Source organism: Bacillus oleivorans (assembly GCF_900207585.1).
GTDB classification, from domain to species: domain Bacteria; phylum Bacillota; class Bacilli; order Bacillales; family JC228; genus Bacillus_BF; species Bacillus_BF oleivorans.
In genome coordinates, this window is the sequence record NZ_OAOP01000003.1 from 274,275 (window position 1) to 299,736 (window position 25,462).

Below are 25,462 nucleotides of genomic sequence, written 5' to 3' on the forward strand. Positions count from 1 at the left end.
GATTAAGTATGATGTACAGGGAGGGGACATGAATCTCCTCCTAATTTTATTGAGGGGTGAAGGCAATGAAATTTCGCAAGCTTGGAAGAACCGGCCTAAAGGTGAGTGAAATCAGTTTAGGAAGCTGGTTAACGTATGGAAGTACTGTCGCTACTGACCAGTCTGAAAAAATCATTGATACCGCCTATGAGACTGGAATTAACTTCTTTGATACCGCTAATGTATATGAACGCGGAGAAGCTGAAATAGTAGTAGGGAAGGCTTTAAAGAAGTACCCAAGAGAATCTTATGTTCTTGCGACTAAAGTGTTTTGGCCAATGGGAGAAGGCGTCAATGATCGGGGGCTATCCCGCAAGCACGTTTATGAACAGGCAAATGCCAGCCTAAAACGGCTGGGCTTAGATTACATAGACATTTATTACTGCCACCGCTATGATCCGGAAACTCCAATTGATGAAACCCTTCGTACGATTGATGACTTAGTAAGACAAGGTAAGGTATTGTATGTAGGAGTCAGTGAATGGACGGCTTCTCAAATTTCTGAAGCGCTTCGTACATCAGACAAGTATTTACTTGATCGTATTGTTGTTCACCAGCCAGCATATAACATGTTCCACCGCCGCATTGAAGCAGAAGTGATTCCTTATAGTGAGCAGCAAGGAATTAGTCAAGTTGTGTTTTCTCCTCTGGCTCAAGGACTATTGACTGGAAAGTATAAGCTAGGTCAGCCGCTCCCTGAAAATAGCCGTGCAACGAATGAGAAAATTAACCGTTCGATGCAAAGTCTGCTAAAAGAAGAAAATTTAGTGAAGGTCGGAAAACTTGATGAGGTAGCGAAAGGCTTAAACATCAGCTTATCTCAATTAGCACTGGCTTGGATTCTGCGTCAGCCAAATGTTGCGAGTGCTTTAATCGGGGCGACTAAACCAGAACATGTCCTAGAAAACGTGAAAGCCATAGATGTTACGTTGTCTGAAGATGTACTTGAAGAAATAGAACATATTCTGGCATAATTTGAAGAATAACCAATTAAAGATTCTGTCCTCGTGCAGAATCTTTTTTTATAAGATACAAATTGAGATATACCGCGGACGAATTGACTGCGGTATTTTTTTGCAGCTCGTTTTGCGAGAGGAATCAATTAAATAGGAAACCAAAAGGTTTAAAGGGCGGAATCGGACAGGTGAGAGGAATTAACGTCCCTGATCGCCGTTCTAAAGGATGGAAACAGGCAATTGAGAAGGAGCACAGTCCCTAAAAAGGGTCAAAACCGGGGGTTTTCTCCAAAATAAAATTAATTTCCGATTCGTTTACCCCATATGTGTGACATTAATCATTGAATTTTCTGAATTAATGTTGACAGGAAGAAAAGGTCTATTCTAGAATTAATATAACGCAAATATAGCAACTCGGTTTTATAACGTCACATTTAAATTTTTTTAGAAAAATTTGAAAGCGTTTACTGGGAGGGGTAACGAATGATACTTCATGAAGTGGAAAAGTCAGATCGGTCGCATATTGAAGAAGGTCAGCTGGAGGGATTAAAAAGAACGATCAAAACGGTGTACGAGAATGTACCTTTTTACAAGAAAGCTTTTGATAAGTCTGGAGTAACGCATGAGGACATAAAGGATTTAACAGACATAAGAAAACTGCCGTTTACAGTGAAAAAAGATTTACGAGACCACTATCCATTCGGACTATTTGCGGTTAATCGGAAAAATTTGGTCCGGGTTCATGCTTCATCCGGAACGAGCGGAAAACCAACAGTAGTAGGGTATACAGAAAATGATATCTCGAGTTGGGCTGATTTAATTGCACGCGCAATTACGATTGCAGGCGGCAAACCGGGAGATATGCTACATAATGCGTATGGTTATGGTTTATTTACAGGCGGTTTAGGGCTTCATCACGGTGGAGAGCGGCTAAAAGTGACTGTTGTTCCTGCCTCTGGGGGAAATACGGATCGGCAAATTCAACTCATTGAAGATTTTGAGCCTGAGCTTCTGGCCTGCACACCTTCCTATGCGCTGAATATTGCAGAAAGAATGCAAGAATTAGGCAAGGATCCGCGAAAGACATCATTAAAATACGGAATTTTTGGTGCCGAACCATGGTCAGAAGAAATGAGGAAGAGGCTGGAAGATCTATTAGGCATTAAAGCGTGCGATATCTATGGACTTAGTGAAATTATGGGCCCAGGTGTCGCGATGGAGTGTCATGAGGCTCAAGATGGACTGCATATTGCAGATGATCACTTTTTAGTTGAAGTTATCAATCCGGAAACCTTAGAACCAGTAAAAGAAGGAGAGCAAGGGGAGCTGGTATTTACAAGCTTAAAGAAAGAAGGGTTCCCGATAATTCGCTACCGAACAGGGGATATTGCTTCGATTACAACTGAAAAATGTAAATGCGGAAGAACGACAACAAGAATGTCACGGATCAAGGGCCGGATTGACGATATGATTATTATCCGCGGCGTCAATGTGTTTCCTTCAGAAGTAGAACATCATTTGATTGGTTTTGCTGAATTAGTTCCTCATTATCAGCTGCACCTTAAAAATGATGGAAAATTGGATCGAGTTTTATTACATGTTGAAGTAAAGGAAAGTCTGTATCAAGAATGGGATGGAAAGCTTGATTCACCAGGTGCCCTGGAACTGATTGAAAAACTCAAGCACACCATCAAAACCTTTTGTTTAGTGAATATGGATGTCATTCTAACTGAACCAAAGGGAATTCCAAGATCAGAGGGGAAAGCCGTCAGAGTTGTTGATCACCGCAAGAAAGATAAAGTTTTGCAAAAATAAAAGCGCTATTATCGCTTCGCTTGAATATAATATAACAATAAAATATAATAACGTTAAATTAACGTTATATAATTATGATGGAAAGGGGCTATAAGCATGACGATTCCTTCATCGTTCTCTTCCATGACAGAAGAGGAAAAGTATCAGCGTTTTATGGAGCGGATTGAAGCTGGTGAAAAAATAGAAGCAGATGACTGGATGCCAGACGATTATCGAATGGCATTGATTAAGTTAATCTCGATGCACGGCATCAGCGAGATTATGGGAGCATTGCCTGAAAAGGAATGGGTTCCTAAAGCGCCAAGTCTTAGAAGAAAACTGGGGATTATGGCAAAGGTTCAGGATGAAATGGGTCACGGACAATTACTTTTACGTGTGGCCGAAGATTTGATGAATCCTTTAGGCAAAAACCGTGAAAATATTATGCAGGATCTATTTTCAGGAGATTTAAAGTTTCATAATGTATTCCACATGGAAGCGCGCTCCTGGGGAGATGCCGGGTTAATCGGATGGCTTGTTGATGGAGCGGCTATTATCTCACAGACGAATATGCTGAATGCAAGTTATGGACCATATGCCCGTGCGCTTCAGCGAATTTGTGCAGAAGAAGTGTTCCATGCTGCCCATGGAGAATCTATTATTCTCGCATTAGCTGAGGGTACTGAAGAGCAAAAAGCGATGATTCAGGATGCAATCGACCGCTGGTGGCCAGCCTTACTTATGTTTTTTGGCCCAGCCACTGCAGAAACAACAGGTTCATCAAAGCAGGATATTACAATCAAGTATAAAATTCGCAAGAAAACAAATGAAGAGCTAAGACAGCAATTTTTTGATAAATACATTCCAAGAATGCTCGCTCTTGGGCTCAGACTGCCTGATCCAACGATGTATTATGACAAAGATCAAGAAAAGTGGGTATATCAGCAGCCTGATTGGAATGAATTCAAGCAAATTATTAAAAATGAAGGACCAAAGTCAAAAACAAGACTCCGACTTAGAGAAATTGCATACGAAAATAACAGCTGGGTCCGAGAGGCTCTTAAGCCAGAAAGTGTAGCCATTTAGGAGGGATCAGCATGGCTGACAAGAGTACAGAAGGCTTCTATGAGGTTTTTGAAGTATTTAGTAAGAGAAATGAAAAAACAGATATGCAATATCAGTTTAGTTTGCTCGCGCCTAACCATGAAATGGCGCTGGCAATGGCGCAGGAGAATTTTATGCGGCGGGAGCCTGTTATAGATATTTGGGTGATAAAGCGTTCAGATATTAGAAAAATGACAGAAGAAGAAAAAGAAACATTAAAGCGAATCGATAATAAGGATTACCGCCTGACGAAAGGCTACGGCTATTTAAAAAAGAAATGGCGTGAATACGAGCAAGGTGTATTAGATGAGAACGAAATACTGTCATGGGGTGAGGATAAAGATGCAACTGATCGAAAACGGACAACAAGCTAAAGAAAATCAGGCCTATTATAAAGCCCTGGCTGAACTTTTATATCAGCTGGCAGATGATGATTTTCTTTTGGCGCATAGAGGGTCTGAATGGTTAGGGCTGGCCCCTCATATTGAGGAAGATGTTGCTTTCTCCTCTATCAGTCAGGATACGATGGGCCATGCAGCCATGTACTACCAGCTCCTTGAAGAGCTTGGTGAAGGAGATGCGGATTACTTAGCTCATGGCAGAAAAGCTTCAGAAAGAAAAAACGCCATTCTTTTAGAATTAAAAAACGGTACAGGAACCTATTTAGAGGAACCAAGGTACGACTGGGCTTTTACCGTTGTTCGAAACTATTTTTACGATACGTATAAAAAGATAAAACTAGATTCCCTGAAAAGTTCAAGTTACGTACCGCTTCGAAATGCAGCTGTTAAAATCAGCATGGAGCAATATTATCACATTATGCACTGGTCTACCTGGTTTAAACAGCTTACGCTTGCCAAGGGGGAAGCGCGAGAAAGGATGAAGCAAGCAATCGGCCGCGTGTGGGACGAATTTCAAGGAGTTCTCACATTGGGTGTTCAAGCTGATGAGATGGCACATTTTCATCTGATTGATCGTGAAGAAAAGCTTACAGCAGCTTGGATATCTTATATAATACCGATTTTTTCAGAAGTTAAGATTGATTTTCCGGGTTCATGTGGAATGAAGCTGGGAAATGGGCGCGAAGGAATCCATACAAAAGATTTAGAGGAAGCGATTGATACTCTTAGTGTCGTTTATGCCTCTGATACGAACGCTGTTTGGTAGACCGCTTAGGAAGAGTCAAAATAAAAGAAAGCAGTGATGGTATGAAACTCCAATCAGAGCTTCATAAAAAAGTTTTAGAGGTTCTTCATAATGTAAAGGATCCTGAAATAGATTCTGTTAGTGTAATAGATTTGGGGATGATTGAACGGGTCGAGGTGGAGAACGACAAGGTGCTGATAGAGGCACTGCCAACATTTGTTGGATGTCCTGCACTGGATATTATTCGAAATAATATAACAAAGGCGATCTATCAGATTCCACAGATTGAACATGTTGAAGTACGCTTCATTTATGATCCTCCTTGGACATCCGATCGTGTCACAGAACTGGGGAGGGAGCGCTTAAAAGAATTTGGAATTGCTCCTCCTCCCAAATACTTAGAAAAGGATGGAATCTGGAAAGTGGATTGCCCTTATTGCGGGTCATCTTATACCACAATGGAAAACCTCTTTGGTCCAACCGCATGCAGAAGTATTTTATACTGCAAAGCATGCAAAAACCCGTTCGAAGCTATGAAACCAGTATCTACAATGATGTAGCGCCTACAAGCGAACTTACAGAGTCCCCGAACAATTCAATAATAATTATGAAAAAGAGAGGAAGTTGAAACATGTACAAAGTAATCGTATTGTACAAAAAGCCAGAAAACCCGGCAGAATTTGATGAGTATTACTTTAACACACATATTCCGATTACTAAGAAAATCCCTGGTCTGCAAAACATTAAAGTCACGAAGCTTAAAGGCGAGCATGAGTATCACTTAATGTGTGAAATGTATTATGAAAATAAAGAAGCATTTAAAGCAGCTTCACAAACAGAAGAGTCAAAAGCATCATTGAAAGATGCCAGTAAGTTTGCCGGACATTTAGCAACCTTTATGTTCGGGGAAGAAGAAAATGTCTGACTATCAATATATTGAAGTTTCCGTTGAAGACGGTATTGGTCATGTCTCCTTAAATCGGCCTAAAGTATTAAATGCACTAAACCGTACGATGATTCGTGAAATAGTAACCGTATTTGACGATTTCGATCAGCGGGAGGATGTAAAAGTCATCGTTTTAACCGGAAAAGGCAGGGCCTTTGCGGCTGGTGCGGATATTGACGAAATGGCCGATGATGATGCCATTCGAATGGAGCTTTTGAACCAATTTAAAGATTGGGACAGAATGAATATGATTAAAAAACCGATAATCGGGGCAGTTCAAGGCTTTGCTTTAGGCGGCGGGTTCGAGCTGGCATTGAGCTGCGATCTGCTATTTGCTGCAGAGGATGCAAAGTTTGGATTTCCCGAAATCAACATTGGCGTTATGCCGGGGGCAGGAGGAACCCAGCGCTTAACACGGTTAATGGGAAAGACAAAAGCATTAGAGTGGCTTTGGTCAGGAGAAATGATGCCGGGGAAGGAAGCTCTCCAATATGGGGTTGTCAATCGCCTGATTGCACCCGAGCTCTTAAATGAGCAAACATTTCAGTTTGCTAGAAATGTAGCCTCCAAACCAGCATTATCTGTTCGCCTCATTAAAGAAGCCGTTGAGAAGGCAGAAGATTATACATTAGCAGAAGGAATGCAGTTTGAAAGAAAGAACTTCTATCTGTTATTTGCTTCAGAGGATCAAAAGGAAGGAATGAAAGCCTTTCAGGAAAAAAGAAAGCCATCCTTTAAAGGAAGATAGGTGATCGACTTGTTTGAAACGATTCAATTAGAAGAAAGAGAAAACGTCCTCTGGCTTACTCTTAATCGTCCTGACAAATTGAACGCTTTTAATGAACAAATGAACAGAGAGGTTATGAAGGCTATTAAGGAAGCTGGGAAAAATCCGGAAATAAGAGCAGTGGTTATCACTGGAGCCGGCAGAGCCTTCTGTTCGGGGCAAGACTTAAGTGATGTCCGGGCTGATTCCGATTTTGGCGAGATCTTAAGAACTCGCTATAATCCAATGATTCAAGCGATTGCCGGACTTGAAAAGCCAGTTATAGCTGCCATTAATGGTGTAGCGGCTGGAGCGGGTATGAGTTTAGCTCTTGCATGTGATTTTCGGATTGCGTCGGAGAAAGCAAGTTTCGTAGAAGCTTTTATCCATGTCGGTCTAGTTCCAGACTCAGGTAACCTATATTACCTGCCTCGCATTGTTGGACTTGCTAAAGCAATTGAGCTTGCGGTGTTAGGTGAAAAAATCAGTGCTGAACAAGCAAAAGAATTTGGTCTTGTCACTGAAGTGGCTTCCCATGAGGGTTTCGAACAAACCGTAGAAGCATTTGCAATCAGACTCGCACAAATGCCAACAAAAGCAATCGGTTTAATTAAACGATATCTGCAAGTGAGCTTTGATGAAACACTAGACGGAATGTTAGAAAAGGAAGCGTACGCTCAACAAATTGCTGGTCATTCATCAGACCACAAAGAAGGAGTGCAAGCTTTTCTAGAAAAAAGGAAGCCTGTGTTTAGCGGGAAATAATAAGAGGAGGAATGAACCATGGCGACAGTTAAGGAAGAAAAAATGGAAGTATTGCCGGTAAAAAGAGAGCATTACTCACTGATCATTGGCGGAGAAAGGGTTGAGAGTGTGTCAGGAGAAACATACACTGCATACAACCCAGCAACTGGTCAGCAGATCGCAACCGTAGCAAAAGCATCGATTGAAGATGCAGAAAGAGCGGTTCAAGCTGCACGAACCGCATTTGACTATGGAAAGTGGAAGCGCTTTCCAATCGGGAAACGGGCACGTGTTCTTAATAAAATTGCTTCAATCATGAGAAGCCGCTTTAACGAAATAGTTGAACTTGAAGTGTTAGATAGCGGAAAAACCATCTCTGCTGCTCAAGGTCAAGTGATGCAAGCGATTGAGGATTTTGAATTTTATGCTGGAGCGATTGTGGGACACAGAGGAAATGTAAACAATATGCCAGGTCAATTCTTTAACTATACCCAAAAGGAACCAGTTGGTGTATGCGCTCAAATTATTCCTTGGAATTATCCGCTGATGATGGCGGCATGGAAAATTGCTCCTGCAATTGCAGCAGGCTGTTCCGTTGTGCTTAAACCTGCCAGCTTAACTCCATTGACAGCAATTGTATTAACGGAAATTTGCCATGAAGCTGGAGTTCCGGAAGGTGTTGTCAATGTCTTGCCTGGATCAGGCTCGAAAATAGGAAATTATTTAGTGGAACACCCACAAGTAGATAAAGTCGCATTTACAGGTTCCACTCCAATCGGGAAGGATATTATGGCAAAAGCATCACAAACCCTAAAACGGGTCACTTTAGAACTTGGCGGAAAATCACCTAGTCTGATCTTTGAAGATGCTGATATTGATGCTGCCGTAAATGGTTCATTATTTGGAATCTTTTATAACACAGGTCAATCCTGTGAAGCACGTTCTCGAGTTTATATCCATGAGAGTATTTACGATGAATTTATTGAGAAATTTGTGGAGAAAACAAAACGCTTAAAGCTCGGAAATACACTTGATGCTGGAACTCATGTAGGAGCCATTATTAGCAAGGACCAGTTGGAGACAATCGATAGCTACGTCCAATCGGCGATTGAAGATGGCGCTGCAATTTTAGCAGGAGGAAAGGCAGCGGTTGTCGAAGGATATGAGAAAGGTTATTGGTATGAGCCAACAATCATAGCTGATGTGAATCATTCAATGAAGGTTGTAAAGGAAGAAATCTTTGGTCCTGTAGTTGTTTTGATGAAATTTAAGGATGAAAAAGAAGTAATTGGACTGGCTAATGATTCTGAGTATGGGCTGGCTTCAGCAATTTGGACAAAAGACCATGCCCGGGCCACACGTGTTGCTAATGAAATCAAATCAGGGATTGTCATGGTTAATACACCATTCTCTGCGTTCCCTGGAACACCGTTTGGCGGCTATAAACAATCAGGATTCGGCCGTGAGTTAAGTATTGAAACATTAGACCTATATTCAGAGACGAAGAGTGTCCTATCCTATTTTGGTGCCAAGCCTTTAAATCCATTTGGTTTGTAAGATTAAGAATTTCAAATAAGCAAAAGTGCGAGCAACTACCTGTAGACTGCTCGCCTTTTGCCATTTAAACGAGTTAAGGGGTGACGTTAATGATTCAGCAAGTAACAGTAATCGGTTCAGGAGTTATGGGGCGAGGAATTGCGTATGTAGCTGCAGTCGGCGGATTTGAGGTTGAGCTAGTTGATGTAAAGGAAGAGGCTTTAAAAAATGCTGAGCACGAATTAAACCTGATCTTTGAAAAAGGGGTGCAAAGAGGGAAATTAACCTCTGAACAAATGGAGGCAGCCAAAACTAGATTAGTTTTTACCACCGGGCTTGAAAAATCGGCGGAAAAAGCAGATTTAGTAATTGAGGCTGTTCCTGAAAATATTCAAATTAAGCAATCTGTCTTTGAAACGATTGATCAGCATGCGAGTCCACATGCATTTTTTGCAACAAATACGTCTACGATGAGTCCGACTGAAATTGCCTCTTTTACGAAAAGACCAGAGCGAGTTATAGCAATGCATTTTTTTAATCCGGTACATAAAATGCCCTTAGTTGAGATTATTAGGGGATTAGAAACTAGTGATGAAACGGCAAAGGCTGCACAGGAAGTAGCAGCTAAAATGGGCAAGGAAACGGTGATTGTCAATGAATTTCCTGGCTTTGTCACAAGCCGCATTAGTGCCTTAGTCGGAAATGAAGCGTTTTACATGCTTCAGGAAGGTGTGGGTACAGCAGAAGAAATCGATAAAGCCATTAAACTCGGCTTAAATTACCCAATGGGTCCGTTTGAACTCGCAGATCTGGTTGGTTTAGACACCCGGTTAAATAATTTAAACTACCTTCATAAAATGCTTGGCGAGAAATATCGACCGGCTCCCCTGCTTGTCCAATATGTGAAAGCTGGCCGTCTAGGAAGAAAAACGGGCAAGGGTGTCTATGATTATTCAAACAGGGGCAAGGAGTGACTAAAGGATGAGAGAGGTAGTTATCGTCGATGCGATCCGAACGCCGATCGGAAGGTATAAAGGTGCCTTGAAAAGTGTAAGACCCGACGATTTAGGTGCAATTGTGATTCGGGAATTGGTGAAAAGAAATCCAGGACTGCCTGTTGAACAAGTCGAAGAGGTCATATTGGGGAATGCCAATCAGGCAGGTGAAGACAATCGAAATGTCGCGCGGATGTCAGCTTTATTGGCCGGCTTACCTATTGAGGTTGCTGGAACGACGATTAACCGTCTGTGCGGGTCTGGCTTAGATGCTGTTAACTATGCAGCGAGAGCAATGATGGTTGGTGACGGAGACATCATGATCGCAGGCGGAACAGAAAGTATGACAAGAGCACCGTTTGTGATGGGAAAGCCAGAAAGTGACTTCCCGCGCGGAAACCTCGAAATGTTTGATACCACCATTGGCTGGAGATTTATTAATCCTGAACTTGAGAAAGTCTATGGGACCGATTCAATGCCGCAAACGGCAGAAAATGTCGGGAAAAGGTTTAATATTGGGAGAGAAGAGCAGGATCAATTTGCTTTTTCCAGTCAAATGAAGGCGAAAAAAGCCATGGATTCTGGAATTATGAATGAAGAAATTGTTCCTGTCGAGGTAAAAGGAAAAAAGGGTACTTTTACTTTGGTTGAGAAAGACGAACATCCTAGACCTGACACATCTTTAGAAGCTTTAGCTAAGCTAAAGCCGATTTTTCCAGACGGAACCGTGACAGCCGGTAATGCTTCAGGTGTTAATGATGGGGCAGCTGCTTTACTGCTGATGACAGCAGAAAAGGCAAAGGAGTTGGGGGTGAAACCGATGGCCAGATTCCGCTCTTCAGCTGTTGCTGGCTTGGAGCCTAGTGTAATGGGATTAGGACCAATCTTTGCTGCGAGAAAAGCATTACAGCGGGCAGGCTTGCAGGTCCATAACCTGGATTTAATCGAATTAAATGAAGCTTTTGCGTCTCAGGCATTGGAGTGTATTAAACAGCTTGAATTAGACCCAGAGAAGGTCAATGTGAATGGCGGTGCGATTGCCTATGGCCATCCGCTCGGTGCCAGCGGTGCCAGAATATTAACGACACTTTTATATGAAATGAAGCGGCGCAAGGTTCAATTTGGTCTGGCAACCATGTGTATTGGAGTGGGCCAGGGGATTGCAACTATCGTAGAAAATGTAGAGCAGTAGAGGAGGGAACACAATGAAAAATCTATTACTTGAGATAAACAATGGAATTGGGTATGTAACGCTTAATCGTCCAGAAGCATTAAATTGCTTTAATTATGAAACCCTTGTGGAGCTAGGAGATTTAGTAGAGTCGATTCGCTTTAATTCTAGTATCCGTGTCGTCGTGTTTACGGGTGCCGGGGAAAAGGCATTTAGTACGGGTGCAGACTTGAAGGAAAGGAAAACGCTGACAGAAGATCAGGTCAGAAGAAACGTATATAAAATCCGTTCTGTTTTCCAGGCGGTCGCTGATCTGCCGCAGCCTACGATTGCGGCTGTTAATGGATATGCTTTTGGCGGCGGTTTTGAACTTATGCTTGCTTGTGATTTCCGCATCGCTATTAAAGAAGCGGTAATGGCATTAACAGAGGTAAGCTGGGCGATTATCCCAGGTGCCGGGGGAACACAAAGATTGCCGCGCCTGATTGGGGAAGCACGGGCAAAAGAATTAATTTTGACTGCAAGAAAAATTAATGCGGAGACAGCTTATTCGTATGGTTTGCTAACTAAAGTTGTAGAGCGGGAAGAACTAATGTTAGCCTGCGAAGAACTTGCCAATGAAATGCTAAAGCATGGACCGATTGCGATTCAGCAAGCTAAATTTGCGATTCAAAAAGGCATGAATGCTGACTTAGCGACTGGACTTGATCTAGAAGCGAAAGCCTATGAAGTACTGATTCCAACGCAAGACAGAATTGAGGCACTCGAAGCTTTTGCTGAAAAAAGACCGCCAAATTTTCAGGGAAAATAAATTGAAGTTGGTTTCTAATGGCTTAATATAGTAAAATTTTTATTAATTTAACTCGCTTTCGCATGGTGAATTCGGCAAAAATGACCCGCGGGCTCAATAGGGATTGTGTTGATGATTTTTTTTGCGGACATTCGATCCGCTATTTTCACAAAAATACCGGTTTTAGAAAATTATAGGACATATATTCCGTTATTTGCTGTGAATCATGCAAAAATCGCATGTTTTTGCCTTAATAAAGGAACCAGTGTCCGCTAATTTTCAAAATCGGCGATTTTGTCACAGATAACGGAACCAATGTCCTTTAGCAATCCGGTTTGCTTAGTAGGACCAGTGAGAGAGTTGAATAGTTTAATTTTATGGTAAGGAAGTTGCCCAATGAATAGCAGTTTTAATACGAGGTCTATGATATTTACGCTATACGGTGATTATATTCGCCATTATGGAAATGAAATTTGGATTGGCAGTCTGATCAGGCTTTTAAAAGAATTCGGACATAATGAACAATCTGTTCGGGCTGCCATCTCCCGAATGCATAAACAGGGCTGGGTAAAATCGCGAAAAGAAGGAAATAAAAGCCACTATTATTTAACCAAACGCGGAATCGAACGGATGGATGAGGCTGCCAACCGTATCTTTAAGCTGAAGCCGGATACGTGGGATGGCAAATGGAGAATGCTCATTTACTCAATCCCTGAAGAAAAACGGAGTATTCGTGATGAATTACGAAAAGAGCTGGTATGGAGCGGTTTTGGCACAATTTCAAACAGTTGCTGGATTTCGCCGAACGATTTAACGAAACAAGTATATGCTTTAATGGACAAGTATGATATTCGCGAGCATGTTCATTATTTTATTACAGAGTATGAAGGTCCTCATGAAAACCTGCGGCTTGTGCAAGAGTGTTGGGATCTTCGTGATATCAATCATAAGTATGAACAATTTATCGCCAAGTATAGTCAAAAGTATGTCATCGATAAAAATAAAATTCAAAAAGGGGAAATGACAGAAGCGGAATGCTTTGTGGAACGAACAAAGCTAGTTCACGAGTATCGTAAATTTCTCTTTGTCGATCCGGGGCTTCCAGAAGATTTATTGCCTGAACACTGGCTAGGTCAGCATGCAGCTTCTCTTTTTGGAGACTATTATAAGGAACTGGCAGAACCCGCAAGCCGCTTTTTTGAAGATGTGTTTCAGCAAGGCAATGAAATTAAAAGAAAAGATAAAGAATATGACGTATTTCATCATCCGTTGATTGTTGAAGATTAAGAAAGAGGTTGTCTTGTTAAGGGAAGTCCCCCTTGCAAAAAAGACAACCTCAATTTACAGGATGGTTTATTTAACCTTGAAGAGCAAGCTGTTCTTTAAACTGCCGTGCCTTCTCTTCATAAATTTGTACTGTCATACGCAGCATTTCAAAATCTTTTTCCGATAACTCTCTGACTACTTTTCCAGGTGAGCCAAGGACTAAAGAACGGGGAGGTATTTTCTTTCCTGATGGAATAAAGCTGTTCGCGCCAATGAGGGATTCTTCACCGACTTCGACACCATCTAAAACTGTGGCCCCCATTCCGATAAGAGATCCTTTTTTAATATGACATCCGTGGAGAATGGCATTGTGGCCAACAGATACCTCATCTTCAAGAATGAGCGGAAACCCCTCATATAAATGAAGGGTACAATTATCTTGTACATTACAACGCTTGCCAATTGTAATTGGACCTTCATCGCCACGCAGAACCGAATTAAACCAGACACTGGAGTTTTCCCCAATTTCAACCTGACCGATAATATAGGCGCCTGGTGCAATGAAAACAGATGGGTGAATCTTAGGTTCATCACCATTTAGCTTAATAATCATGCTTCATCTCCTCATTATTAAGACTATTAATTATATTCTAATATTTCGGAGAATAAAACACTAGACGAAAGGAGTAGGAAGATTTGAATGAGCTTTGCAGATTACTAGATATAAAATATCCCATTATCCAGGGCGGAATGGGAAATATCAGCCATCCCGATTTAACAGCAGCTGTTTCCAATGCAGGAGGACTAGGTACCCTTGGCGTCGGAACGATGACTCCCGATGAAATAGAGACGAAAATCATAGAAACTAAGCAAAAAACAAACAAGCCATTTAGCCTAAATATCCCGATTCAAGTAAACGGTGATCCAAAAGCCATGATGAAGCTCGTAATTAAGCATCAGATTCCAGCAGTCACCCTCTCCGCAGGAAATCCGGCTCCTTACATTGATAAGCTTCATGAGTATGGGGTTAAGGTGTTAGTCGTTGTAGGTAATGCAAAGCAGGCAGCCAAAGCGGAAGCAGCGGGTGCAGATGTGATTATAGGGGAAGGGTATGAAGCAGCAGGGATTAATTCCCCCCAGGAACATACGACCTTAACGTTGATTCAGCAATTAACTGAAACTGTTAAAGTACCAGTGGTTGCAGCCGGGGGAATTAGTAATGGAAGAGGATTAGCGGCGATGATGATGCTAGGAGCTCAAGGTGTACAAATGGGTACACGGTTTGCAGCAACAAAAGATGCGCCTTTTTCCCCAGTCTATAAAGAAAAGATCCTCCAAGCATCTGATCATTGTACAGTGGTTTTAGGGAGGAAAGTAGGCAGAGTGAGAAGGGTATTAAAAACAGCATATGCTGAAAGTTTGCTAGAAAAAGAGAATCAAAATCTTTCTCTTGAAGAATGGGCACAGCTTACGAGTGAAGCGTTTCATATAAAAGGGGCTATTGAGGGAAATGATAGGGAAGGATTTATGAATAGCGGGCAAATTGCCGCTGTGATCCATGACCTTCCATCAGTAGAGGAATTACTTCAAACGATGATGAAAGAATTAATGGATACAGTGAAAAATATTAACAAACTATTTTAGTCTTAAATCTAGTTAAAACTTTTGCAAGATGCCTAAAACAAATTGACTAGATAGATAGGAAAATGTTAATATTACATAAAATTCGAAATCCTTAAAAAAGGTGAAATAGTCATTTTTTATTTAAGGGTTATTATTATGAAAGCGATTACAAAAACCACATATCTAGGGGGAAGACTTATGCTTCAAAACAGAAATTGGTTCAGTATTCTTATACTGGCACTTGTACTCATGCTTGCTGCTTGCGGCAATTCAGAAACAAGCGGAGGCAGCGGCGGAAACCAGCCGGAAGAAAACAATGGCGGCAATTCATCTGATCCTGCTCCTTCCGAAGAAGAAGAATCCTATACAATTGGGATTACTCAAATTGCAGAGCATCCTTCTTTAGATGCGGCGGTAGATGGTTTTAAACAAGCGCTTGAAGATAATGGGCTAAAAGAAGGAGAGAAAGTTACCTATGACCTTCAAATCGCCCAAGGAGATGGCTCTTTAAGTACAACGATAGCTACAAACTTTGTCAGCAGTAATGTTGATTTGATTTTTGCCAATTCAACACCAAGTGCGCAAACAGCTCTCGCAGCTACTAAGACAATTCCAATTGTATTTACGTCTGTAACAGATCCAGTTGGAGCCGAGCTTGTGGCTTCACTTGACCAGCCAGGTCCAAATATCACAGGAACAATGGATTTACATCCAGAAGCGATTCCAAACACATTAAAATTTATTAAAGATGAGCTAGGCGGAACGAAGGTAGGCTTGATCTATAACGCAGGTGAGGCTAATTCTGTATCTCAAGTTAACTCTATTAAAGAGCTACTATCTGAATTAGGTCTAGAGGCAGAGGAAGCAACAGTTGCTACTACGGCAGATGTCAAACAAGCTGCTGAATCGTTGGTAGGAAAAATTGATGCTTTCTATATCATTACCGATAATACAGTTGTTTCAGCATTAGAAAGTGTTGTTTCTGTTGCAAATGAAAGAGATATTCCAATGCTTGCAGGGGAGTTCGATTCTGTCGGACGCGGTGCTTTAGCAGCATACGGATTTGATTATTACGATATTGGATATGAAGCAGGAGTAATGGCCGCTCATATTCTCCTAGAAGGAAAAAGCCCATCTGATATTCCAGTTCAAGTTCCGCAAAATTTAAAGCTTGTGATTAACAAACAAGCAGCTGCAGAACAAGGAGTCGAATTGAAGCCAGAGTGGGATAACATCGCAGAATACCTCGAATAAATTAGGAGTTGATACAATGTTTTCGGCCATTTTTGGGTCGGTTGAGTTAGGTATCATCTATGCCATTATGGCATTAGGTGTATACCTTTCTTTCCGTATATTAGACTTCCCAGATTTAACGGTTGACGGTAGCTTTGTAACAGGAGCGGCTATGGCAGCCACTTTATTAACCCTTGGATATAGTCCCTTAATTGCTACGGTTTCATCTATTATCGTAGGGTTTGTTGCAGGAACGATTACCGGAGTCTTGCATACTAAAGGAAAAATTAATCCGCTACTTTCTGGAATTTTAATGATGACTGCTTTATATTCGATAAACCTGCGGATTATGGGAACCACAACTGAAGCTGTGGGAAGACCTAATATTCCTTTATTAAATGTTGACACCATTTTTACACCTGTGGAACAATGGGCCTCAAGCCTTGGAATCAATACGTTTTTTAATAATATTTTTGGATCGATGGGAGTCGAAATCCTCCCGACAGATTACGGCATTTTATTTATCATGATTGTAGTTACTTTACTTGTTAAATTTGTGACAGACCTTTTCTTAAAAACAGAAATTGGGCTTGCGATTCGTGCAACAGGGGATAATCAGCGAATGATTAGAAGCTTCTCCGGAAATACAGATACTCTAATTATCATTGGTCTTGGGATTTCCAATGCTTTCGTAGCCTTTTCGGGTTCACTGGTTGCTCAATATCAGGGAAGTGCTGATGTTGGGATGGGTGTTGGTATGATCGTAACCGGGCTTGCTTCCGTTATTATTGGGGAAGCCATCTTTGGGTCTAAATCGATTGTACGAACAACCTTTGCGGTTATTGGCGGTGCGGTGATTTATCGGATTGTTCTAGGGCTTGCCCTGCAACTGAAAATCCTGGATGCCAGCGATATGAAACTGATCACAGCCACGATTGTAATCTTGGCACTTGTTCTCCCTAAGATCATTGACAGCCAAAAAGAAAAGCGCAGAAAGACAAAAAGACATCAGGAACTGATGGCAAAATTACAGGTGGAAGAGGGTGATGGAGCTGCTGCATCTAAAGGAAATTAACAAAATTTTTAACGAAGGCACCTTAGATGAAAAAATAGCTCTAAAGGACATCAATCTTTCTCTTGAAAAAGGTGATTTTGTTACGATTATCGGAAGTAACGGTGCTGGTAAGTCAACATTAATGAACGTTATTTCCGGTGTTATAAAGCCTGATATAGGAACTGTCACCATCAATAGCAAGGATGTTACTAATCTGCCGGAATATAAGCGGTCTAAATTAATCGGGCGAGTCTTTCAAGATCCAATGGCAGGGACTGCCCCTACGATGACGATTGAAGAGAATTTGGCAATGGCCTATTCTAGAGATAAGAAACGAGGCTTAAGAAAAGGGGTTACAAAAGAAAGAAAGCAGCTGTTTCTTGATGTGCTAAAAAGCTTAAATCTTGGTCTCGAATCTAGATTAAACGCTAAGGTCGGATTATTATCTGGAGGAGAGCGCCAAGCACTATCGCTGCTTATGGCCACATTTACAGAACCAGATATTCTTCTGTTAGATGAGCATACTGCCGCGCTTGATCCATCGCGTGCCGAGCTCATTACAAGATTAACAAAAGAAATTGTTGCAGAACATGGTCTGACTACGTTAATGGTTACCCATAATATGCAGCAGGCAATTGACTTAGGAAACCGTCTCATTATGATGGATAAAGGCCAAATTATTTTCGAAGCAAATGAAGAACAGAAAAAGTCATTAACGGTCGAAGACCTTCTCAATGAATTCAAAAGAATTCGAGGAGAACAACTCGCAAGCGATCGCTCTCTCTTATCAATATAACAATCAGACAGCCCTGGATTGCTCCAGGGCTGTTTTTGTGGTTTAAGAATAATTGTGTTTGCTGGTCATAATTTCAGGTTATGCCGATTATTTGGTTTTGCGCTCCAAAATTGCTGATTCTTGCTCAAAAAAATAAAAAACCGGGTCCAAGGTCCGGATTTTCACTCAAACATAAGAGAAAAGTAAAAAGCTACAGCGGAAGTGGCCACTTCGTTATCGGCCTTTAAGCAGGCGTGAGTAAATGTTGGACACACGTTCACTACTGTTAGTGTTCGTCAGGCAGGAGTAAAAAAATTATGAAGTATTTAAAAATTCATTCATCATCTTGACGGTTTTCATAACGGAATGATATGATAACGTTAAATAAACGTTATAATAAATAATATAAAAATATGCCTAAAAGAATAATAGTCTATTACTCTTTTTTTTAATGCCCAAAATCCGAAATTGGAGTTGACGTCATGAAAGAAGGTATGAAAATCGGGCAAACGGCTACAATCGAAGCAGTAGTAACACCGGAAATGTATGCCCAATTTGAAGGAAACGTTGTTCATCCGGTCTATTCTACAGTGTCGATGGTATATCATATGGAATGGGCGGCAAGGCAAATCATCCTACCCTTTTTAGAAGACCATGAAGAGGGCATGGGTGGAGCTGTCCGGGTTAAACATGTTGCCCCTACTGCAGCTGGGACGAAAATTACTGCTATAGCTGAGCTTACTTCTTTTACACACCAAAAGGTAGTGACAAGTGTCGTCGTCCGTAATGAAAAAGGGATCATTGGCGAAGGGGAGGTCACCCAATACATATTGCCCAAGCTTGAGATTGAAAAGAAAATTCGTGCTTCATTAGAGTAAATTTTTTTAATCAGGAAAAATGTAAGCGTTTTCTAAAAAGGAGTGGCAGAAATGGATATGTTTTCACATATATCTGAACATGAGCAGGTCGTTTTCTGTAACGACCCTTCTACTGGGTTAAAAGCCATTATTGCGATTCACAATACGACCTTAGGACCTGCATTGGGAGGATGCCGGATGCGTCCATATGCATCTTTTGAAGAGGCTCTTTTCGATGTGCTCAGGCTTTCAAAAGGTATGACCTATAAATGCGCAGCTGCAGATGTTGACTTTGGCGGCGGAAAAGCCGTCATCATTGGAGATCCTTCAAAGGATAAGAACCCAGAGATGTTTCGATCGTTCGGACAATTTGTAGATTCATTGAATGGCAGATTTTACACAGGAACGGATATGGGAACCACACCGGAAGACTTTGTCCATGCGATAAAAGAAACCAATTGTATTGTAGGTGTGCCCGAAACCTATGGAGGAAGCGGAGACTCTTCCGTGCCTACATCATTAGGAGTTATTTATGGTATCCAGGCCACTAATGAAGCTGCTTTTGGTTCAAAGGAGCTGTCTGGAAAAACCTATTCGATTCAAGGCTTAGGCAAAGTGGGAATGAAGGTAGCAGAAAGGTTACTATCAGAAGGCTGTGAGCTATTTGTCTATGATATAAACCACCAGGCAGTTGAAAGTTTAGCAGAAAAAGCCAAGTGTTTTGACGGTAAGGTAAAGGCTGTATCAGAAGCTGAACTTTATCAGGCGCCAGCCGATGTCTTTGTCCCATGTGCGCTTGGGGGGATTATTAATGATGATACGATTGAGGTTTTAAAAGTAAAAGCCATAGCAGGGTCAGCTAATAATCAACTTTTGGAAACCAAACATGGAGACTTGCTTTTCGAAAAGGGAATTTTATATGCACCAGATTACATAGTAAATGCCGGCGGACTAATCCAAGTTGCCGATGAACTATACGGGCCCAATAAAGATAGAGTTTTACAAAAAACAGCAACTATTTATTCGTCTCTCTTAGAAATCTATCGTTACTCTGAATCTTATGGGATTCCTACAAGCAAAGCAGCCGACAAATTCTGTGAAGCCAGAATGGAAGCAAGAAAGAAACGAAGCAGCTTCTTTTCTCACAGTAAAAGACCGAAGTGGGATATACGAAATTAGCTAATCAAGGAGTGATTCCTATGAAAGAACATTTCCCGATAATTCAGTATGTAGATCCGCATGGGAACGTAAATCAAGACATTGATCAGAAGCTTTTATCAGAGGATTTGGTTAAAACCTTTTATAAGCATCTAATCCGTGTAAGAACGTTTGACCGGAAGGCTATTAGCCTACAGCGCCAAGGCCGGCTTGGCACTTATGCGATATTTGAAGGTCAGGAGGCAGCACAGGTGGGCAGTGCTTTAGCGCTTGAGCCTAATGACTGGCTATTCCCAACTTACCGGGATCATGGGGCAACTTTAACCTTCGGACATTCGATGCCCCGGGTGTTTCTTTATTGGAATGGAAGAGTCGAAGGTTGTATTCCGCCACAAGGAAAAAAGATCGTGCCGCCTGCTGTTCCAATCGCAACGCAAATACCGCAAGCAACTGGTGCGGCTTTAGCAGAAAAAAGAAAGGGCACGAAAAATGCGGCAATTGTATATTTTGGCGATGGAGCTACTTCAGAAGGAGATTTCCATGAAGGACTTAATTTCGCAAGTGTATTTAAAGCTCCAATTGTCTTATTTAATCAAAATAATAGTTATGCGATTTCCGTCCCAATTGAAAAACAAATGAACTCTGAAACGATCGCGCAAAAGTCAGTTTCATATGGAATCCCTGGGATTCGGGTCGATGGCAATGATGTTTTTGCTGTGTATTATGAAACGAAAAAGGCACTTGAACGTGCCCGTGAAGGTGCGGGCCCGACCTTAATCGAGGCGGTCACTTTACGTTTAGGAGCACATACGACAGCAGATGATCCGACGAAATATCGAAATCAGGAAGAAATCAATCAGAAAAGAGAGGAAATAGATCCACTTTTAAGAATGGAACGATACATGAAAAATCAGAATTTATGGGATGAAACATGGATTGAGTCGGTTAAAGAGGATACGATCCAAGAAATTGAGACTGCGATTAAAGAGATGGAAGCTTTTCCTAAGCCTGACGTGAATGACCTATTTGATCACGTATTTGCTGAACCAACTTGGACGATTCAGGATCAGAAGGATTCCTACTTTCAAATGTTAAGGGGTGAATAAGCATGGCAGTTGAAACGTCAACCAAAACAAAAAAACTAACGATGGTGCAGGCTATTACAGATGGAATGCGGACAATGCTTCGTGAAAACGAAAATGTTTTAGTTTTAGGGGAAGACGTTGGAAAAAACGGCGGAGTGTTTCGTGCAACGGATGGGCTTCAGGCAGAATTCGGTGAAGATCGGGTCATTGACACGCCATTAAGCGAGTCAGGAATTGTTGGAGTTTCGATCGGCATGGCTATGAATGGGCTTTTGCCAATTGCAGAAATTCAATTTTTAGGCTTCATTTATCCTGCCTATGAACAAATTATGACCCATGCAACGAGAATGAGAATGCGGACAAAGGGAATCTATACAGTACCACTTGTGATTAGGGCTCCCTACGGGGCAGGGGTTCGTGCCCCTGAAATCCATTCAGATAGCGTCGAAACCCTCTTTACCCATATGCCTGGGATTAAAGTAGTTTGTCCTTCTACTCCTTACGATGCGAAAGGCTTGTTAATCGCAAGTATGGAGGATCCCGATCCTGTCCTATTTATGGAACCGATGCGCTGTTACCGTTCAAGCCGTGAAGATGTACCGGAAGAAAAATATTCTATTGAAATCGGGAAGGCAAAAACTTTCCAAACTGGAGAGGACGTTACTGTCATTACATGGGGAGCAATGGTCCCTATTTGTCAGCAAGCTGTTAAATCAGCTGAAGAAAAAGGGATTTCTTGCGAGCTGATTGATTTGCGGACTCTTTATCCGCTTGACCGTGATGCAATTAGCCAATCAGTTCAAAAGACGGGCCGGGTTGTAATTGTTCATGAAGCTCATGCTACTGGAGGAGTTTCTAATGATGTGATGGCGATTATTAACGATACATCTTTTCTCTATTTAAAAGCTCCGATTCAAAGAGTAACAGGCTTTGACGTGCCTGTCCCGTTTTTCGCTTTAGAAGATCACTATTTACCTACACCAAAACGAGTTTTAAAAGCTATTACAGATGCTGCTCAATTTTAGATAAGGAAGTGATTTCATGCTTGAGGTGAAGCTTCATGATATTGGGGAGGGCATGACAGAAGGGGAAATTATCCATTATTTTGTCAAGCCTGGGGATCATGTTAAAAGCGATCAGCCGCTAGTGGAGGTTCAAACCGATAAAATGGTGGCAGAGCTCCCTAGTCCTGCTGACGGGATTGTTAAAGAAATCATAGTAGAGCCCGGAACAACTGTAACAGTTGGCACCACACTGATTTTAATTGAAGCGAAGGGTGGTGCAGCAGCACCGGAAAAACAACCAACAGTTGAAACAAGCGCTGCAGAGGAAATCCATAAACTAAAACCAGCAGATAAAACTCTAAAACAAAAGAGGGTTGTATTAGCGGCACCTTACACACGAAAAATCGCTCGTGATAACGGAGTCGAAATTGACCGGATTACTGGAACAGGACCTGCAGGGAGAATCACTGATGAAGATGTTTATCGATATATCGATTCGTTAAAGGGGAATGATGAGGCTGCGGTAGCCATTGATACAAGGGTCAAAGAAACACTGCTCTCACCACAACGAGCCGCAGAGAAAAAGGATGAGGAAACCATTGCTTTTAACGGGCGGAGAAAACAAATTGCCAAAAAAATGGTCCAATCTCTTTATACGATTCCACATGTCACCCACTTCGAAGAACTAGAAATCACCGAATTAATGAAAATGAAAAAGCAATTAAAAGATGCGGGAAAAAATGTTTCATTAGGGGCTTTTTTTGTAAAGGCAGTCCAACTAGCCTTACAGCATTATCCGATTTTTAATGCTTATTTGGATGAAGAGCAAGGTGTAATCAGACTTAAAAAGGAATACAACATTGGTCTCGCTACCGATACGGAAGAGGGTCTAATTGTACCGGTCATTCATCAGGTTGAAAAGAAGTCTATCTTAACGATTCATCATGAAATGAAAGAATGTACAAAAAAAGCACTGGAAAATAAACTCTCAGCTAAAGACCTCCAAGGCAGCACCTTTACGATTTCAAATGTGGGTCCTCTTGGCAGCATTGGGGCAACTCCAATTATTAATTATCCAGAAACAGCTCTCCTCGCCTTCCATAAAACGAAAGAACGACCAATTGTTAAAAATGGAGAGATTGTAATCGGGAATGTAATGAATGTCTCAATGTCTTTTGATCATAGGGTTGCAGATGGAGCGACAGCCGTAGCCTTTACAAATCGGTTAGCTGAATTACTAGAAAATCCAAGTCTATTACTAGTGGAGCTGGTCTAAATGGTTGTTGGAGAATTAGCGATGGAACGTGATGTCATCATTATTGGCGGTGGACCCGGCGGATATTCAGCTGCAATTCGTGCTGCTCAATTAGGGAAAGAAGTAACACTGGTTGAGAAAAATCATATGGGCGGTGTCTGCTTAAATGAAGGGTGTATTCCTTCAAAAGTATTTGCGGAAGCAGCTAAACAAAGCCAAGCATTTCCCCATTTCGAAAAGCTGGGCTTTGAGATGGAGAAGCCTAACTTTGATATTACAAAGCTTCAAACTTATAAGAATCAAGTTATTACACAGCTAAGAGCGGGTGTAGAGGCACTGTGTAAAGCGAATAAAATTGAAAGAATTGAAGGAAGTGCCACCTTTTTATCTGATGACCGAATTGGAGTAGAAAACGGCCACCAGTTTGATGTATATCGGTTTAATCACGCCATTATTGCAACGGGGAATCGGGCAATTCCACATTTTAATGGAACCAAGAACATCGTCAACGAAAGAACTGTGTATAGTATCGAAAAAATTCCTTCCTCATTGATTGTAAGCGGAGGAGACTATTTGGCACTTGAAGTGGCATTTTCCTATGCGGCTTTAGGAAGTACAGTAACCTGTATTTGTGAAGAACGCGAATTTTCTTATCTCGATGAAGCTATTTCAAAGGAATTAAAAAGACAGTTCAAGAAGAAAAAAATTAAATTTATATCAGGCGAAATTACAAAGGTTGTACAAGCCGAGAATATCATTGAAATTCAAGTAAAGAATTCTAAAGGTGAGATACATCAGCTTTTGGGCGAATATTTTTACAGCAGCGCAAGCTATGAAGCCAATATATCTGACTTAGGAATTGACCGCCTCGGAATGAAGCTTGACGAATCAGGATTTATTTTAGTAGATTCACAATGTCGTACCTCGGTAAGAAATCTATATGCTATTGGTGATGTTACGGGTGGTAAACAGCTCGCGGTCAAAGCGATTCGACAAGGAAAGGTGGCTGCAGAAGTTTTGTCAGGGATTCCTTCTGAGTGGGATGATTCCTATCTGCCGACTGTTGTCCATACAATCCCTTCGATTGCAGCGGTCGGAATGACAGAGGAAGAAGCACAGGAAATCAGCCTGGAATATGAAGTCGGCCAATTTTCGATAGCCGGCAATGGCTATGCTGGCTTAAGGGAACAAAAGGACGGCTTTGTAAAAGTTTTAAAAGAAAACGGAACAGACCGAGTGATAGGCGTTCATATATTAGGCGACGGTGCAGTAGAATTAATTTCATCTGGCGTTCTTGCCCTAGAAATGGTGGCTAGGGACGAGGATCTTCTCTTTCCTTCCTATCCGCACCCAAGTATGAATGAAGCATTGTTAGAGGCGGTGGAAGCGATTAAGGGGCAGGCGATTCACCAGGCACCGGCTAAAAAAGAAGTTTCGGCAAAATAGACCGCGAATAGAATCGTGGTCTATTTTTTTATGTAAGTGGTTCCGGATGGCTTATAGTCTTCAAGAAAGCAGGGCCGGATATTCTTTACGGACATCAGTTCCGCTATATGCTGCAAATCTGGTGATTTCAGAAATTAAAGGACACTGGTTCCGCTATCACAGTAAAAACTTGTGATTTTTCTATGAATTTCGTTGAATAGCGGATCGTATGTCCTTTAATTTTTCAAAACACAGCTTTTTTGAGAAATAGCGGAACGTATGTCCTATAAAATTAGGGGTGTAGAGCTACTCGGTTCCTGCTGGACATCAGTTCCACTAATTGTGTTAACGAATACTACATTCCCAGACAAACGACTCCATCCGGTTTTTGCCCGATTTTCTTATGGTAATTTTATTAACAATAACAAGGTCTAAACCATATGAATATCACATAATGTTAAATCACATACCATAGAAAAAGGTGAGGGCCGCATGTTTTCTGTCTATTTTTTCGAAAATAAAGATCTCGTCTTAAATCAACTTTTGAAAAATGTTCCATCTGCAGGCGACGAGATAAAAATTAAAGGCCGTAAAGGAAAAGTATTAAGTGTTGCTACAGTTGATGAGAATAAGATCTATGTACAAGTTGACCTAGAAAAAGTGACTAAATCAAAAGCAGCAGCTTTAACTCCTTTAGACAAGAAGAAGAAAAGATAAATAAGCGAATGTAACTATGAACG

26 protein-coding genes are annotated in these 25,462 nt (G+C 41.4%); 25 read left to right on the plus strand and 1 reads right to left on the minus strand.

Going from position 1 to position 25,462, the window contains the following annotated elements; all coding sequences use genetic code 11:
• Positions 1 to 65 precede the first annotated feature (65 nt).
• From CRO56_RS08610 to paaX, 14 genes are all read left to right on the plus strand, one after another.
• On the plus strand, positions 66 to 1,013 hold the full coding sequence (locus CRO56_RS08610; protein ID WP_097158202.1) for an aldo/keto reductase family protein: 948 nt from the start codon (positions 66 to 68) through the stop codon (positions 1,011 to 1,013).
• A gap of 465 nt (positions 1,014 to 1,478) precedes the next feature.
• Entirely contained in the window at positions 1,479 to 2,810 is a 1,332-nt protein-coding gene (locus CRO56_RS08615; RefSeq protein ID WP_097158203.1) for a phenylacetate--CoA ligase family protein, read from the plus strand.
• A gap of 96 nt (positions 2,811 to 2,906) precedes the next feature.
• Positions 2,907 to 3,875: a 1,2-phenylacetyl-CoA epoxidase subunit PaaA gene (gene paaA / locus CRO56_RS08620; protein ID WP_097158204.1), complete on the plus strand. Its 969-nt coding sequence runs from the start codon at positions 2,907 to 2,909 to the stop codon at positions 3,873 to 3,875.
• Between the two features lie 11 nt (positions 3,876 to 3,886).
• Positions 3,887 to 4,267: a 1,2-phenylacetyl-CoA epoxidase subunit PaaB gene (gene paaB, locus CRO56_RS08625; protein WP_097158205.1), complete on the plus strand. Its 381-nt coding sequence runs from the start codon at positions 3,887 to 3,889 to the stop codon at positions 4,265 to 4,267.
• Positions 4,236 to 5,060: a 1,2-phenylacetyl-CoA epoxidase subunit PaaC gene (gene paaC / locus CRO56_RS08630; RefSeq protein ID WP_097158206.1), complete on the plus strand. Its 825-nt coding sequence runs from the start codon at positions 4,236 to 4,238 to the stop codon at positions 5,058 to 5,060. Before paaB ends, paaC begins: the two co-directional genes overlap by 32 nt.
• Positions 5,061 to 5,101: 41 nt before the next feature.
• Positions 5,102 to 5,599 (plus strand): 1,2-phenylacetyl-CoA epoxidase subunit PaaD, encoded by a 498-nt coding sequence (gene paaD / locus CRO56_RS08635; RefSeq protein WP_097158207.1) that lies wholly within the window; start codon positions 5,102 to 5,104, stop codon positions 5,597 to 5,599.
• 71 nt (positions 5,600 to 5,670) lie between these two features.
• Positions 5,671 to 5,964, plus strand: coding sequence for an EthD family reductase (locus CRO56_RS08640; protein ID WP_097158208.1), 294 nt, complete (start codon positions 5,671 to 5,673; stop codon positions 5,962 to 5,964).
• Positions 5,957 to 6,733 carry an enoyl-CoA hydratase/isomerase family protein gene (locus CRO56_RS08645; protein ID WP_097158209.1) on the plus strand — a complete coding sequence of 259 codons (777 nt, stop codon included), beginning with the start codon at positions 5,957 to 5,959 and terminating at the stop codon, positions 6,731 to 6,733. The genes CRO56_RS08640 and CRO56_RS08645 overlap by 8 nt, the downstream gene beginning before the upstream one ends.
• 9 nt (positions 6,734 to 6,742) lie before the next feature.
• Positions 6,743 to 7,516 carry an enoyl-CoA hydratase-related protein gene (locus CRO56_RS08650; protein ID WP_097158402.1) on the plus strand — a complete coding sequence of 258 codons (774 nt, stop codon included), beginning with the start codon at positions 6,743 to 6,745 and terminating at the stop codon, positions 7,514 to 7,516.
• 18 nt (positions 7,517 to 7,534) lie between these two features.
• Positions 7,535 to 9,052: an aldehyde dehydrogenase family protein gene (locus CRO56_RS08655; RefSeq protein ID WP_097158210.1), complete on the plus strand. Its 1,518-nt coding sequence runs from the start codon at positions 7,535 to 7,537 to the stop codon at positions 9,050 to 9,052.
• A gap of 89 nt (positions 9,053 to 9,141) precedes the next feature.
• Positions 9,142 to 10,005 (plus strand): 3-hydroxyacyl-CoA dehydrogenase, encoded by an 864-nt coding sequence (locus CRO56_RS08660; RefSeq protein ID WP_097158211.1) that lies wholly within the window; start codon positions 9,142 to 9,144, stop codon positions 10,003 to 10,005.
• A gap of 7 nt (positions 10,006 to 10,012) precedes the next feature.
• On the plus strand, positions 10,013 to 11,218 hold the full coding sequence (gene pcaF, locus CRO56_RS08665) for a 3-oxoadipyl-CoA thiolase (protein ID WP_097158212.1): 1,206 nt from the start codon (positions 10,013 to 10,015) through the stop codon (positions 11,216 to 11,218).
• A gap of 13 nt (positions 11,219 to 11,231) precedes the next feature.
• On the plus strand, positions 11,232 to 12,008 hold the full coding sequence (locus CRO56_RS08670; protein WP_097158213.1) for an enoyl-CoA hydratase-related protein: 777 nt from the start codon (positions 11,232 to 11,234) through the stop codon (positions 12,006 to 12,008).
• Between the two features lie 375 nt (positions 12,009 to 12,383).
• Positions 12,384 to 13,274 carry a phenylacetic acid degradation operon negative regulatory protein PaaX gene (gene paaX / locus CRO56_RS08675; protein WP_245855716.1) on the plus strand — a complete coding sequence of 297 codons (891 nt, stop codon included), beginning with the start codon at positions 12,384 to 12,386 and terminating at the stop codon, positions 13,272 to 13,274.
• A 70-nt stretch (positions 13,275 to 13,344) separates the two neighbouring features.
• On the opposite strand, the gene CRO56_RS08680 is transcribed toward paaX, so the two are convergent.
• The gene (locus tag CRO56_RS08680; RefSeq protein WP_097158214.1) at positions 13,345 to 13,866 is read right to left on the minus strand and encodes a gamma carbonic anhydrase family protein; all 522 of its coding nucleotides are present in this window, start codon (positions 13,864 to 13,866) and stop codon (positions 13,345 to 13,347) included.
• Positions 13,867 to 13,949: 83 nt separating this feature from the next.
• Here CRO56_RS08680 and CRO56_RS08685 point away from each other — a divergent pair, with 83 nt between their 5' ends.
• The 11 genes from CRO56_RS08685 (at position 13,950) to CRO56_RS08735 (ending at position 25,439) form a co-directional block, all read left to right on the plus strand.
• Positions 13,950 to 14,897: an NAD(P)H-dependent flavin oxidoreductase gene (locus tag CRO56_RS08685; protein WP_097158215.1), complete on the plus strand. Its 948-nt coding sequence runs from the start codon at positions 13,950 to 13,952 to the stop codon at positions 14,895 to 14,897.
• A 177-nt stretch (positions 14,898 to 15,074) separates the two neighbouring features.
• On the plus strand, positions 15,075 to 16,130 hold the full coding sequence (locus CRO56_RS08690) for an ABC transporter substrate-binding protein (protein WP_245855718.1): 1,056 nt from the start codon (positions 15,075 to 15,077) through the stop codon (positions 16,128 to 16,130).
• A gap of 16 nt (positions 16,131 to 16,146) precedes the next feature.
• Positions 16,147 to 17,184, plus strand: a complete 1,038-nt coding sequence (locus CRO56_RS08695; protein ID WP_097158216.1) for an ABC transporter permease — start codon at positions 16,147 to 16,149, stop codon at positions 17,182 to 17,184.
• Positions 17,162 to 17,959: an ABC transporter ATP-binding protein gene (locus CRO56_RS08700; protein WP_097158405.1), complete on the plus strand. Its 798-nt coding sequence runs from the start codon at positions 17,162 to 17,164 to the stop codon at positions 17,957 to 17,959. Before CRO56_RS08695 ends, CRO56_RS08700 begins: the two co-directional genes overlap by 23 nt.
• 461 nt (positions 17,960 to 18,420) lie before the next feature.
• Positions 18,421 to 18,816, plus strand: coding sequence for a thioesterase family protein (locus CRO56_RS08705; RefSeq protein ID WP_097158217.1), 396 nt, complete (start codon positions 18,421 to 18,423; stop codon positions 18,814 to 18,816).
• A gap of 51 nt (positions 18,817 to 18,867) precedes the next feature.
• Complete coding sequence (locus CRO56_RS08710; protein WP_097158218.1) at positions 18,868 to 19,974, plus strand: Leu/Phe/Val dehydrogenase; 1,107 nt, start codon at positions 18,868 to 18,870, stop codon at positions 19,972 to 19,974.
• 20 nt (positions 19,975 to 19,994) lie between these two features.
• The gene (gene pdhA / locus CRO56_RS08715) at positions 19,995 to 21,059 is read left to right on the plus strand and encodes a pyruvate dehydrogenase (acetyl-transferring) E1 component subunit alpha (protein ID WP_097158219.1); all 1,065 of its coding nucleotides are present in this window, start codon (positions 19,995 to 19,997) and stop codon (positions 21,057 to 21,059) included.
• A 2-nt stretch (positions 21,060 to 21,061) separates the two neighbouring features.
• On the plus strand, positions 21,062 to 22,063 hold the full coding sequence (locus tag CRO56_RS08720; RefSeq protein ID WP_097158220.1) for an alpha-ketoacid dehydrogenase subunit beta: 1,002 nt from the start codon (positions 21,062 to 21,064) through the stop codon (positions 22,061 to 22,063).
• Positions 22,064 to 22,079: 16 nt separating this feature from the next.
• Positions 22,080 to 23,318, plus strand: coding sequence for a dihydrolipoamide acetyltransferase family protein (locus CRO56_RS08725; RefSeq protein WP_097158221.1), 1,239 nt, complete (start codon positions 22,080 to 22,082; stop codon positions 23,316 to 23,318).
• Positions 23,319 to 24,743, plus strand: a complete 1,425-nt coding sequence (gene lpdA / locus CRO56_RS08730) for a dihydrolipoyl dehydrogenase (RefSeq protein ID WP_097158222.1) — start codon at positions 23,319 to 23,321, stop codon at positions 24,741 to 24,743.
• A gap of 471 nt (positions 24,744 to 25,214) precedes the next feature.
• Complete coding sequence (locus CRO56_RS08735; RefSeq protein WP_097158223.1) at positions 25,215 to 25,439, plus strand: hypothetical protein; 225 nt, start codon at positions 25,215 to 25,217, stop codon at positions 25,437 to 25,439.
• Positions 25,440 to 25,462: the final 23 nt, after the last annotated feature.

What these genes read in the sequence shown, in the direction of transcription:
- CRO56_RS08610 (WP_097158202.1), top strand. Translation starts at nt 66, where the DNA reads ATGAAATTTCGCAAGCTTGGAAGAACCGGCCTAAAGGTGAGTGAAATC.
- CRO56_RS08615 (WP_097158203.1), top strand. Translation starts at nt 1,479, where the DNA reads ATGATACTTCATGAAGTGGAAAAGTCAGATCGGTCGCATATTGAAGAA.
- paaA (WP_097158204.1), top strand. Translation starts at nt 2,907, where the DNA reads ATGACGATTCCTTCATCGTTCTCTTCCATGACAGAAGAGGAAAAGTAT.
- paaB (WP_097158205.1), top strand. Translation starts at nt 3,887, where the DNA reads ATGGCTGACAAGAGTACAGAAGGCTTCTATGAGGTTTTTGAAGTATTT.
- paaC (WP_097158206.1), top strand. Translation starts at nt 4,236, where the DNA reads ATGCAACTGATCGAAAACGGACAACAAGCTAAAGAAAATCAGGCCTAT.
- paaD (WP_097158207.1), top strand. Translation starts at nt 5,102, where the DNA reads ATGAAACTCCAATCAGAGCTTCATAAAAAAGTTTTAGAGGTTCTTCAT.
- CRO56_RS08640 (WP_097158208.1), top strand. Translation starts at nt 5,671, where the DNA reads ATGTACAAAGTAATCGTATTGTACAAAAAGCCAGAAAACCCGGCAGAA.
- CRO56_RS08645 (WP_097158209.1), top strand. Translation starts at nt 5,957, where the DNA reads ATGTCTGACTATCAATATATTGAAGTTTCCGTTGAAGACGGTATTGGT.
- CRO56_RS08655 (WP_097158210.1), top strand. Translation starts at nt 7,535, where the DNA reads ATGGCGACAGTTAAGGAAGAAAAAATGGAAGTATTGCCGGTAAAAAGA.
- CRO56_RS08660 (WP_097158211.1), top strand. Translation starts at nt 9,142, where the DNA reads ATGATTCAGCAAGTAACAGTAATCGGTTCAGGAGTTATGGGGCGAGGA.
- pcaF (WP_097158212.1), top strand. Translation starts at nt 10,013, where the DNA reads ATGAGAGAGGTAGTTATCGTCGATGCGATCCGAACGCCGATCGGAAGG.
- CRO56_RS08670 (WP_097158213.1), top strand. Translation starts at nt 11,232, where the DNA reads ATGAAAAATCTATTACTTGAGATAAACAATGGAATTGGGTATGTAACG.
- paaX (WP_245855716.1), top strand. Translation starts at nt 12,384, where the DNA reads ATGAATAGCAGTTTTAATACGAGGTCTATGATATTTACGCTATACGGT.
- CRO56_RS08680 (WP_097158214.1), bottom strand. Translation starts at nt 13,866, where the DNA reads ATGATTATTAAGCTAAATGGTGATGAACCTAAGATTCACCCATCTGTT.
- CRO56_RS08690 (WP_245855718.1), top strand. Translation starts at nt 15,075, where the DNA reads ATGCTTCAAAACAGAAATTGGTTCAGTATTCTTATACTGGCACTTGTA.
- CRO56_RS08695 (WP_097158216.1), top strand. Translation starts at nt 16,147, where the DNA reads ATGTTTTCGGCCATTTTTGGGTCGGTTGAGTTAGGTATCATCTATGCC.
- CRO56_RS08705 (WP_097158217.1), top strand. Translation starts at nt 18,421, where the DNA reads ATGAAAGAAGGTATGAAAATCGGGCAAACGGCTACAATCGAAGCAGTA.
- CRO56_RS08710 (WP_097158218.1), top strand. Translation starts at nt 18,868, where the DNA reads ATGGATATGTTTTCACATATATCTGAACATGAGCAGGTCGTTTTCTGT.
- pdhA (WP_097158219.1), top strand. Translation starts at nt 19,995, where the DNA reads ATGAAAGAACATTTCCCGATAATTCAGTATGTAGATCCGCATGGGAAC.
- CRO56_RS08720 (WP_097158220.1), top strand. Translation starts at nt 21,062, where the DNA reads ATGGCAGTTGAAACGTCAACCAAAACAAAAAAACTAACGATGGTGCAG.
- CRO56_RS08725 (WP_097158221.1), top strand. Translation starts at nt 22,080, where the DNA reads ATGCTTGAGGTGAAGCTTCATGATATTGGGGAGGGCATGACAGAAGGG.
- lpdA (WP_097158222.1), top strand. Translation starts at nt 23,319, where the DNA reads ATGGTTGTTGGAGAATTAGCGATGGAACGTGATGTCATCATTATTGGC.
- CRO56_RS08735 (WP_097158223.1), top strand. Translation starts at nt 25,215, where the DNA reads ATGTTTTCTGTCTATTTTTTCGAAAATAAAGATCTCGTCTTAAATCAA.